Genomic DNA, 12324 nt, shown 5'->3' on the forward strand with positions numbered 1-12324 from the left:
GTCCTTCGCGGTGACGTCGATCTGCTGGAGCGGGTGGACGTGGTGCAGCCGGCGAGCTTCGCGGTGATGGTGGGCCTGGCCGCCGTATGGGCGTCGGTCGGGGTCGTGCCGGACGCGGTGGTGGGCCATTCGCAGGGGGAGATCGCCGCCGCGTGTGTGGCCGGTGCGTTGTCGTTGGAGGACGCGGCGCGGATCGTCGCGGTGCGCAGTCAGGTGATCGCCGGGCGGTTGGCGGGCCGGGGTGGTATGGCCTCCGTGGCGCTCTCCGACATCGAGGCTGGCGAGCGTATCGCCGCCTGGGACGGCCGAGTTGAGGTCGCCGCCGTCAACGGTCCCTCCTCCGTGGTGATCGCGGGTGACGCTGAGGCGCTGGACGAGGCCCTGGCCGCGCTGGAGGCCGACGGGGTGCGGGTCCGCCGGGTCGCGGTGGACTACGCCTCGCACACCCGCCACGTCGAGGCGATCGAGGACGCACTCTCGGAAGCGTTCGCGGATATCCGCAGCAAAGCCCCCAAGGTGCCGTTCTTCTCCACGGTCACCGGCGAGTGGGTGCGTGAGGCAGGCGCGTTGGACGGCGGCTACTGGTACCGCAACCTGCGCAGCCAGGTCCGCTTCGGCCCGGCGATCACCGCGCTGCTTGCCGAGGGCCACTCGGTGTTCGTCGAGTCCAGCGCCCACCCGGTCCTTGTTCAGCCGGTGAGCGAGATCGTGGACGAGACGGGGACCGAGGCCGTCGCCACGGGCTCCCTGCGCCGTGAAGAGGGCGGTTTGCGGCGGCTGTTGACGTCGATGGCGGAGGTCTTCGTCAAGGGTCTGGAACTGGACTGGACCGGCGTCCTGCCCGTCGGTGCCGACGCCGTGCGGGTGGACCTGCCGACGTACGCCTTCGACCACCGCCACTACTGGCTGAAGCCCGCCCCCGCGGCGGACGCGGCCGCTCTCGGGCAGACCGGCGCCGATCACCCGCTGCTCGGCGCGGTGGTCGGGCGGCCCGACTCCGGGGGGTTCATGACGACCTCGCGGTGGTCCCTGCGGTCGCAGCCGTGGCTGGCGGAGCATCTCGTCGGGAACGACGCGGTGTTGGTGCCGAACGCCGCCCTGGTGGAGTTGGCGGTCCGGCTCGGCGACGAGGCCGGTGCGCCGGTCGTGGCGGAGCTGACCATCGACCGGCCGGTGGTGCTGCCGGTGCGGGGTGGCCGGGGTGTGCAGACCGTGGTCGGCGCGGCCGACGGGGCCGGGCGGCGGACGGTCGAGGTGTACTCGCGGGCGGACGACGCCGCGCTGGACGAGGCGTGGACGCGGCACGCGCACGGCACGCTCGCGCCGTCCCCGGCGGCCACCGGTGACCGGTCGGCCGGCGGACCCGGCGTCGAGGTGGCCCTCGGCGAGGCCGCCGGGGACCCCGACCGGTACGGCGTACACCCGACGCTGCTCGACGCGGCCGTGCGGACGGCGTTGCCCGCCGGGACGCTCGCGGTCACCTGGCGCGGGGTCAGCCTGCGCGCGTCCGGCGCGAGTGCCGTCACCGTGCGGTCGGCGGGGGCGGAGGGAGAGGGCACCCGGCTCGACCTGACGGATCCGGCCGGACGGCCCGTGCTGTGGGTCGACGCGGTGCTGCCGGCACGGTTCGACCCGGTGTCCGCCGGACTCGCCGAGGCGCTCACCCACGACGCGCTGTTCCAGGTCGAGTGGACGCCGCTGCCGCTGCCGCCGGGTGACGGTACGCCGTCCGTCGTCACCGTGCGGGCCGCGCGGGACGTCACCGCCGGTGCGGGGGACGCGGACGCGCTGCTGTACGTCGTCGACCCCGCGGTGACCGAGCCGCGTACCGCGCTGGCCGCCACGCTCGCCGTCCTCCAGGCGTGGCTGACCGAACCCGCCCTGGAGCGCACCCGGTTGGCCGTGGCGACCGGCGCGGACGACACGGATCTCGCCGCGGCCGCCGTACGGGGGCTGTTGCGGTCCGCGCAGTCCGAACATCCCGGCCGGATCGTGCTGGTCGAGTGCGCGGACCTGGGCGAGGGGCAGGACGCCGGCGCGGTGGTCCGGGCCGCGCTGCCCGGCCTGCTCGCCGGTGGCGAACCGGTGGTACGCCTCGGAGCCGCGGGCGCCGAGGTGCCCCGGCTGGCCCGGGCCGGCGGGCCGGCGGGGGAGAGCGGTACCGGACGGCCGGGCCGGGCGCTCGATCCGGACGGGACCGTGCTGATCACCGGTGGCACCGGCACGCTCGGCGCACTGACCGCCCGACACCTGGTCGCCGAGCACGGTGTCCGCCGGCTGCTCCTGCTCAGCCGGCAGGGCCCCGCGGCGGACGGCGCGGCCCCGCTGACCGAGGAGCTGACCGCGCTGGGCGCCACCGTCACGGTCGTCGCCTGCGACACCGCCGACCGGGACCAGTTGGCGGCCGCCCTGGACGCCGTACCCGACGCGCATCCGCTGACCGCCGTCCTGCACACCGCCGGTGTCCTGGACGACGGCGTGGTCACCGCCCTCACCCCGGACCGCGTCGACACCGTCCTGCGGCCCAAACTGGACGCGGCCCTGCTGCTGGACGAGCTGACCCGGGACCGCGACCTCGCCGCGTTCGTGCTGTTCTCCTCGGCCGCGAACGTCTTCGGCAACCCCGGCCAGGCCAACTACGCCGCCGCCAACGCCGCCCTGGACGCGCTGGCCCGGCGGCGCCGCGCGCAGGGGCTGCCCGGGACCTCGCTGGCCTGGGGCTACTGGGAGCGGGCCAGCGGCATGACCCGGCACCTGGGCGCCGCCGACCTGCACCGCAACCGGCGGCTCGGCATGGCCGCCCTGTCCGAACCCGAGGGCATGGCGCTGTTGGACCTCGCCCTGCGTCCCGACACCGGACTGCCCGCCGCCCCGGTGGCCGCCAAGCTGGACCTGCCCGCCCTGCGCGCGGCCGCCCGCACCGAACCCGTGGCACCGCTGCTGCGGGGCCTGGCGCCCGCGCCGCGCACGCCGGCCCGCGCCGCCGCCACCGCCGACCGGGGCGGCCTGCGCGACCGCCTGACGGCGCTGGACCCGGCGGCCCGACTGGCCCTGCTGCTGGACCTGGTCCGGCGCCATGCCGCCGACGTGCTCGGGCACGGCACCGCCGACGCCGTCCGCGCGGACCGGGCCTTCAAGGACGCCGGTTTCGACTCGCTGACCGCGGTGGAACTGCGCAACCGGCTGGCGACCGCCACCGGTCTCACCCTGCCCTCGGCCGTCGTCTTCGACTACCCGAAGCCGGCCGCGCTCGCCGAGCACCTGCGCGCCCGGCTCGTCGGCGACACCGACCCCGCGTCCACCGACCCCGCGTCCACCGCGGATCGTGCCGCGGCCGACGAACCGATCGCGATCGTCGCGATGGCCTGCCGTTTCCCCGCCGGGGTGCACAGCCCCGAGGACCTGTGGCGGGTCGTGGCCGACGGGGTCGACGCCGTCACCGAGTTCCCCGCCGACCGCGGCTGGGACATCGACCGGCTCTACGACGCCGACCCCGACAAGGCCGGCACGACCTATGTGCGGCACGGTGCGTTCCTAGACGACGCGCCCGGCTTCGACGCGGCCTTCTTCGGCATCTCCCCGAACGAGGCCCTCGCCATGGACCCGCAGCAGCGGCTGCTGCTGGAGACGTCCTGGGAGGCGTTCGAACGCGCCGCGATCGACCCCACCGGTCTGGGCGGCCGGGACATCGGCGTCTTCGTCGGCGTCAACAGCCACGACTACACCGTACGGATGCACCACGCGTCCGACGCCGAGGGCTTCCGCCTCACCGGCGGCTCCGGCAGCGTCGTGTCGGGCCGCGTCGCCTACCACTTCGGCTTCGAGGGCCCGGCCGTCACCATCGACACCGCCTGCTCCTCCTCCCTGGTCGCCATCCACCTCGCCGCGCAGGCACTGCGCAACGGGGAGTGCTCCATGGCACTGGCCGGCGGTGTGATGGTGATGGGCAACGTGGAGACCTTCGTCGAGTTCTCCCGGCAGCGCGGACTGGCCCCCGACGGCCGGTGCAAGGCGTTCGCGGACGGCGCGGACGGCACCGGCTGGTCCGAGGGCGTGGGCGTACTGCTGGTCGAGCGGCTCTCGGAGGCCGAGCGGCACGGTCACCAGGTGCTCGCCGTGCTCCGGGGCAGCGCGGTCAACCAGGACGGCGCCTCCAACGGCCTGACCGCCCCGAACGGGCCCGCGCAGCAGCGCGTCATCCGCAGGGCCCTCGCCGGCGCCGGGCTCACCCCGGCGGACGTCGACGCGGTCGAGGCGCACGGCACGGGTACCGTCCTCGGCGACCCGATCGAGGCGCAGGCCCTCCTCGCCACCTACGGCCAGGACCGCGAACAGCCCCTGTGGATCGGCTCCGTGAAGTCCAACCTCGGGCACACCCAGGCCGCAGCCGGTGTCGCCGGGGTCATCAAGATGGTCATGGCGATGCGGCACGGCCTGCTGCCCCGCACCCTGCACGTCGACCGGCCCTCCACCCACGTCGACTGGTCCGCGGGCGCGGTCGAGGTACTCACCGACGCCCGCGACTGGCCCGAGACCGGCCGCCCGCGCCGGGCCGGCGTCTCCGCCTTCGGCATCGGCGGCACCAACGCCCACCTGGTCCTCGAACAGGCCCCCGAGACCGTGCCGACGGACAGCCCCCGGCCGGCCGACGACCACGGCACCTCCCTCCTCCTCTTCCCCCTCTCCGCCCGCACCGCCGCCGGACTGCGCGGACAGGCCGCCCGGCTCGCGGACTGGGTGACGGAACGCGCCGACACCCCGCTCGGCGCCACGGCCTACGCGCTCGGCACCGCCCGCGCCCACCTCGACCACCGCGCGGTCGTCCTGGCCGCCGACCGGGAGCGGCTCACCGACGCCCTGCGCGCGCTCGCCGAGGGCACCACCGGCGCCGACACCGTCACCGGCGGCCCGGCCGACGGCACACTCGCCTTCCTGTTCACCGGGCAGGGCAGCCAGTGGGCCGGCATGGGCCGCGAACTCGCCGCCGCCCACCCGGTGTTCCGCGAGGCGTTCGACGCCGCCTGCGCCGCCGTGGAACGGCACCTGGACGGCCTCGAACACCCCCTGAAGGACGTGGTGTTCGCCGAGCCCGGCACCGCCCCGGCCGCGCTGCTCGACCAGACCCTCTACACCCAGACCGGGCTGTTCGCCCTGGAGACCGCGCTGTTCCGGCTGTTCGCCTCCTGGGGCGTACGACCCGGCCTGCTCGCCGGCCACTCGGTGGGCGAGATCGCCGCCGCGCACGCCGCCGGCATCCTGGACCTCGCGGACGCCGCCGAACTCGTCGCAGCCCGGGCCCGGTTGATGCAGGCGCTGCCCGAGGGCGGCGCGATGACCGCCGTCGAGGCGACCGAGGCCGAGGTGGCGCCGCTGCTCGCCGATGCCCCGGGCACCGTCGGGATCGCCGCGGTCAACGGGCCCCGGGCCCTGGTCCTGTCCGGCACCGAGAACGCCGTCGTCGCCGTCGCCGGGCGCCTCGCCCGGGACGGCCACCGCACCCGCCGGCTGCCGGTCAGCCACGCCTTCCACTCCGCGCTGATGGAGCCGGTGCTCGACGAGCTGCGCGCCGTCGCCGCCCGGCTCCGCTACCGGCCGGGCACCATCCCCGTCGTCTCCACGCTCACCGGGGACCTCGCCGACGACGGGCTGCTCGCCACCCCCGAGTACTGGGCCGACCAGGCCCGGCACGCCGTGCGGTTCGCCGACGCCGTCACCACCCTGCGCGACCAGGGCGCCGTCACCCACCTCGAACTCGGCCCCGGCGGCGCCCTGAGCGCCCTGGCCCTCGGCACACTCGGCCCGGACACCCGCGGCTGCGTCACCACCCTGCGCCGCGACACCCCCGAGGACACCGCGGTGCGCACCGCGCTCGCCGAACTGCACGTGCGGGGCGTCCCGGTCGACTGGACCGCCGTCCTCGGCCGGCCCGGCCCGGCCGTCGGCCCCGACCTGCCCACCTACGCCTTCCAGCACCAGCGGTACTGGGTGGACGGCACAGCCGCCACCGACGCCGAGGCGCTCGGCGCCCGGTCCGCCGGGCACCCGCTGCTGCGCGGTGTCGTGGAGGTCCCCGGCGCGCACGGCGGCACCGGCGTCGTCCTCACCGGCCGGCTGTCCGCGCGCGACCCCGGCACCGAGGGGACGGGCGTCCTGCTGGAGCTGCTGGTCCGGGCCGGCGACGAGGCCGGCGGCGGGAGCGTCGAGCGGATCACCGTCGACGCGCCCCTCACCGTCCCCGCGCACGGCGACCTCCAGATCCGCGTCTTCGTGGACGCGGCCGCCCCCGACGGGACACGCGGCGTCACCGTGCACAGCCGCCCGGCCGGACAGGACGCGCAACCGTGGCTCCGGCACGCCCGCGCCACCCTGGTGCCCGGCGTCCCGCGGCACGCCGTCGACCTGCGCGCCTGGCCGGACGAGCCCGCGGACACCGGCGCCCCGGAGGGGGTGCGCGGCCTGTGGCGGCAGGACGGCCGGATCCTGGCGGACCTCGCCCTACCCGCCGGACTCACCGATCAGGCCGACGCGTTCACCGTCCACCCCGTGCTCCTCGACACCGCCCTACGGCTCGCCGCCCAGGCCTCGGGCAGTGGCGCCCTGGCGGAGTGCGCCACCCTCGCCGTGTACGCGGTGGGCGCCACCGCACTGCGGGCGCGCGTCACCCCGGCCGCCGACGGCCGGCACCTGGTCGAACTGGCCGACCCCGAGGGCCGCCCCGTGGCCCTCCTCGGCCCCGTCGCGTTCACGGCCGGCGAGAGCACGGCCCCGGGAGCCGCTCCGACCTCGGTCGAGCTCGGCTCCGCCGGCGAACGCACCGCCGCCTCGGAAGCCGACCTCGCCGCGCCGACGGACTCCGCCCGGGAAACCGCCTCCACCGCGTCCGCCCTCGGCTCCGCCGGCCGGAACACCGCCCCGGGGGCCGTCCCCGCCGCGACCCCGGGCCCCACGCCTGTAACCGCTCCCGCCGCGTCCGTCTCCGGCTCCGCCGGCGAGGGTGCCGCCCCGGGATCCGACCCCGCCGCGACCGACGGCTCCGACCCCACCCCTACCCCCAGCGCCGGGAACGGCACCCCCGAAACCACCGCCACCGCACCCCCCTTCGAGCCCGCCCCCACCCGGCGCGTCATCCGGCGTGCACCGGAAGCCGACGGCAACGATCTGGCGGCTCGGCTCGCCGGGCTCGCCGACGCTGAACAGCGGCGAATCCTGCTGGAGTTGGTCCGGGAGAGCGCGGCCGTCGTTCTCGGGCACCGGGACGCCGACGGCTTCGACGAGGGGCAGCCGTTCAAGAACCTCGGATTCGACTCGCTCACCGCCGTCAAACTCCGCAACCGGCTGCACGACTTCACCGGCGTCAGCCTGCCCAGCAGCCTCGTCTTCGACCACCCCACCCCGGCGCTGCTCGCCGACCACCTGCGCGGTGAACTCCTCGGCACCGGCGAGGAGATGCCCGTCCCCGCCCGGCGCGGCACGGCCGACCCCGACGAGCCGATCGCCATCATCGCCATGAGCAGCCGGCTGCCCGGCGGCGTCAACAGCCCCGAGGACCTCTGGCAGCTCGTGATGGACCGGCGCGACGCCATCTCCGGGTTCCCCACCGACCGGGACTGGGACATCGACCGGCTCTACCACCCCGACCCGGCCCACCCCGGCACCAGCTACACCCGGGCGGGCGGCTTCCTGCACGACGCCGCCCGGTTCGACGCCCAGCTGTTCGGCATCTCGCCGCGCGAGGCCCTCGCCATGGACCCGCAGCAGCGGCTGCTGCTGGAGACCTCCTGGGAGGCCCTGGAACGGGCCGGCATCGACCCGCTGTCCACCCGCGGCCAGGACGTCGGCGTGTTCACCGGCATCGTCCACCACGACTACGTGACCCGGCTGCGCCAGGTCCCCGAGGACGTGCAGGGCTACACCATGACCGGTACGGCCGCCAGCGTGGCCTCGGGCCGGGTGTCGTACGTCTTCGGCTTCGAGGGTCCCGCGGTCACCGTGGACACCGCCTGCTCCTCCTCCCTGGTCGCCATGCACCTGGCCGCCCAGGCGCTGCGGGGCGGCGAGTGCTCGCTCGCGCTCGCCGGGGGCGCCACCGTGATGGCCACCCCGGACGCCTTCCTGGAGTTCTCCCGGCAGCGCGGCCTGTCCGCCGACGGCCGCTGCAAGGCGTACTCCTCCACCGCCGACGGCACCGGCTGGGCCGAGGGCGTCGGCGTGGTCCTGCTGGAGCGGCTGTCCGAGGCCCGGCGCAACGGCCACCGGGTGCTGGCGGTACTGCGCGGCAGCGCCGTCAACCAGGACGGTGCCTCCAACGGCCTCACCGCCCCCAACGGGCCCTCCCAACAGCGGGTCATCCGCAGCGCGCTGGCCGCCGCGGGTCTGGACCCCGCAGACGTGGACGCGGTCGAGGGCCACGGCACCGGCACCGTCCTCGGCGACCCGATCGAGATCCAGGCGCTGCTGGCGACCTACGGCCAGGACCGCGAGGAGCCGCTGTGGCTGGGCTCGGTGAAGTCGAACATCGGCCACACGCAGGCCGCCGCCGGGGTCGCCGGTGTGATCAAGATGGTGGAGGCGATGCGGCACGGCGTCCTGCCGCCCACCCTGAACGTCGCCGAGCCCACCCCGCAGGCGGACTGGTCGGCGGGCGCGGTCGAACTGCTCACCGAGGCCCGCGAATGGACCCGGTCCGGCCGCCCGCGCCGGGCCGCCGTCTCCTCGTTCGGCGCGAGCGGCACCAACGCGCACGTCATCCTGGAGGAGGCGCCCGACACCGAGCCGGTGGCCCGGCCGACGGTACCCGCCGGGGTCGTACCGCTGGTGGTGTCGGCCCGGAGTACGGCCGCCCTCGCCGCGCAGGCCGGGCGCCTGGCGGCGTTCGCCGGTGCCACGGAGGCCGCTGTGGCCGAGGTCGGAGGCGCGCTCGTCGCCCGGCGGGCCCTGCTGTCGGAGCGGGCCGTGGTCGTCGCCGGGTCGCGCGCGGAGGCGCTGGCCGGGCTGGGCGCGCTGGCCCGGGGCGAGAGCAGCCCGCTCCTGGTGACCGGGACCCTCCCCGGCTCCGGCGGCCCCGGCAAGACCGTGCTCGTCTTCCCCGGCCAGGGCGCGCAGTGGACCGGCATGGGCCGCGAACTGCTGGAGATCTCGCCAGTGTTCGCGGAGCGGATCGCCGAGTGCGCCCGGGCTTTGGCGCCTTGGGCGGACTGGGACTTGGAGGCTGTCCTTCGCGGTGACGTCGATCTGCTGGAGCGGGTGGACGTGGTGCAGCCGGCGAGCTTCGCGGTGATGGTGGGCCTGGCCGCCGTATGGGCGTCGGTCGGGGTCGTACCGGACGCGGTGGTGGGCCATTCGCAGGGGGAGATCGCGGCCGCGTGTGTGGCCGGTGCGTTGTCGTTGGAGGATGCGGCGCGGATCGTCGCGGTGCGCAGTCAGGTGATCGCCGGGCGGTTGGCGGGCCGGGGTGGTATGGCCTCCGTGGCACTCTCCGACATCGAGGCTGCGGAGCGCATTGCCGCCTGGGACGGCCGTGTTGAGGTCGCCGCCGTCAACGGTCCCTCCTCCGTGGTGATCGCCGGTGACGCAGAGGCGCTGGACGAGGCCCTCGCCGCGCTGGAGGCCGACGGGGTGCGGGTGCGGCGGGTAGCGGTGGACTACGCCTCCCACACCCGCCACGTCGAGGCGATCGAGGACGCACTGTCCGAAGCCTTCGCCGACATCCGCAGCAAAGCCCCCATGGTGCCGTTCTTCTCCACGGTCACCGGCGAGTGGGTGCGCGAGGCAGGCGTGTTGGACGGCGCCTACTGGTACCGCAACCTGCGCAGCCAGGTCCGCTTCGGCCCCGCCATCGCCGCGCTCCTTGCCGAGGGCCACTCGGTGTTCGTCGAGTCCAGCGCCCACCCCGTCCTCGTCCAGCCCGTGAACGAGATCTTCGACCAGGCAGGGGACGACAGCGTCCGGCTGCGTGCCGTCGCCGCCGGCTCACTGCGGCGCGAGGAGGGCGGACTGCGGCGACTGCTCACCTCGATGGCCGAACTCTTCGTCCGGGGCGCGGCCGTCGACTGGACGGGCGTCCTGCCCACCGGGGCCCACGACGCCCCGGTGGACCTGCCGACGTACGCCTTCGACCGGCAGCACTACTGGCTGCGGGAGGCGGAGACCGGCACGGACGCCGGGCCCGCCACCGAGGGCGCCGAGCACGACTTCTGGACCGCCGTCGAACAGGCCGACGCCGACTCCCTCGCCCACCTCCTCGACCTGGCCGCGGCCGACCAGCGCGAGGCGCTGCGCACGGTCGTCCCCGTCCTCGCCGACTGGCGCGGCCGGCGACGCGAACGGTCGGCCGCCGGGAAACTGCGCTACCACGTCACCTGGCGCCCCCTCGACCAGGAGGGCACCGGCGTTCCCGGCGGCACCTGGCTGGCCGTCGTACCGGCCGAGCGGCCCGCGGACTCGCCGCCGGACACCCTGCTGCGCGAACTCACCGCCCAGGGACTCGACCTGGTGCTGCTGGAGGTCGCGGTGGCCGACGCCGACCGCGCCCGGCTCGGCGAACGCCTCGCGGACGTCCTCGCCGCACACGACGTCACCGGAGTGCTGTCGCTGCTCGCGCTCGACCCGGGCGGCGCGCACGGCCCGCAGGACCCCCTCCCGCTCACCGCGGCCACCCTCGCGCTGGTGCAGGCGCTGGGCGACGCCGGGGCCGCACAACCCTTGTGGTGCCTGACCCGGGGCGCCGTCAACACCGGGATCCAGGACACCGTCACCGCACCGGCCCAGGCCGCCGTCTGGGGCATCGGCCGGGCCGCGGCCCTGGAGCGCGGCGACCGCTGGGGCGGCCTGATCGACCTGCCCGCCACCCTCGACAGCCGCGCCGCCCGCCATCTGCTCGCCGCACTCGGCCACCCCGGCGAGGACGACCAGCTGGCCGTGCGCCGGTCCGGCGTGCACACCCGCAGGCTGCTGCGCAAGGCCGCCCCCGACCCGGCCGCCGGCACCGGCTGGGAGCCCACCGGTACCGTCCTGGTGACCGGCGGCGCCGAGGGACTCGGCCGGCACGCCTCCCTGTGGCTCGCCCGGTCCGGCGCCCGCCGGCTCCTCGTCACCACCACCGCCGGCGCCCCCGAGGACGCCCTCGCCTCCCTCACCGCCGACATCGCCGCCCTCGGCACCGGCACCACCGTCCACGCGTGCGCCGACACCGACCGCACCGCGATCGAACGCCTCCTCGCCGACACCCCCGGCGACCAGCCGCTCACCGCCGTCGTCCACACCGCCGACATCGCCCTGACCAGCTCCGTCGACGACACCGGCGGACCCGAACTCACCGAAGTGTTCGCCGCCAAGGTCGACACCGCCCGCTGGCTCGCCGAACGGTTCGCCGACACCCCCCTCGACGCGTTCGTGGTGTTCTCCTCCATCGCCGGCATCTGGGGCGGTGGAGGGCAGGGCCCGTCCGGCGCGGCCAACGCCGTCCTCGACGCCCTCGTGGAGTGGCGCCGCGGCCACGGCCACCCGGCCACCGCGATCGCCTGGGGCGCCCTGGACGAGATCGGCGTCGGCATGGACGAGGACACCCTCACCCAGCTCCGCCGGCGCGGCGTGCTGCCCATGGCCCCGCCGATCGCCGTCACCGCCTTCGAACAGGCCGTCCAGGCCCGGGAGAAGGCCGTCACGGTGGCCGACATGGACTGGGACGCCTTCATCCCGGCGTTCACCTCGGTACGGCCCGGCCCGCTCTTCGCCGACCTGCCCGAGGCACAGGCCGCGCTGCGGGCCACCCAGCCGGACACCGAGAACGGCGACACCACCGCCGGGCTCGTGGACTCCCTGCGCGACGTCCCCGAAGCCGAACAGAACCGCATCCTGCTCCGGCTGGTGTGCGGCCACGCCGCCACCGTCCTCGGCCACAGCGGCGCCGAGAGCATCGGCGCGCTCCAGGCCTTCCAGGAGGTCGGCTTCGACTCGCTCGCCGCCGTCAACCTGCGCAACAGCCTGCACGTGGCGACCGGCCTGCGGCTGCCCGCCACCCTCGTCTTCGACTACCCCACACCGGACGCCCTCGTCGGCTACCTGCGCTCCGAACTGCTACGGGACGCCGACGACGGGCTCGACGGACGGGAGGACGACCTCAGGCGAGCCCTCGCCACCGTCCCCCTCGCCCGGTTCCGGGACGCCGGCGTCCTGGACACCCTGCTCGGCCTCGTGGACACCGAGGACGCCACGGCGTCCGGGACGCCCGCTGCGGCGGCCCCGGCCGAGGACGACGACACCCTGATCGACGCCATGGACGTTGCCGATCTCGTGCAGCGTGCTCTGGGCAGGACGAGCTGACCC

Annotated in this window: 1 protein-coding gene; it reads left to right on the top strand. The window is 75.9% G+C overall.

All coding sequences use genetic code 11. The annotated features are described in order from the left end of the window. The first annotated feature begins 21 nt into the window (after window positions 1-21). Entirely contained in the window at window positions 22-12321 is a 12300-nt protein-coding gene (locus tag ACZ3ZD_RS35675) for a type I polyketide synthase (RefSeq protein WP_467407159.1), read from the top strand. The last annotated feature ends 3 nt before the right edge of the window (window positions 12322-12324 follow it).

This window comes from Streptomyces sp. NPDC023481, from assembly GCF_055560195.1.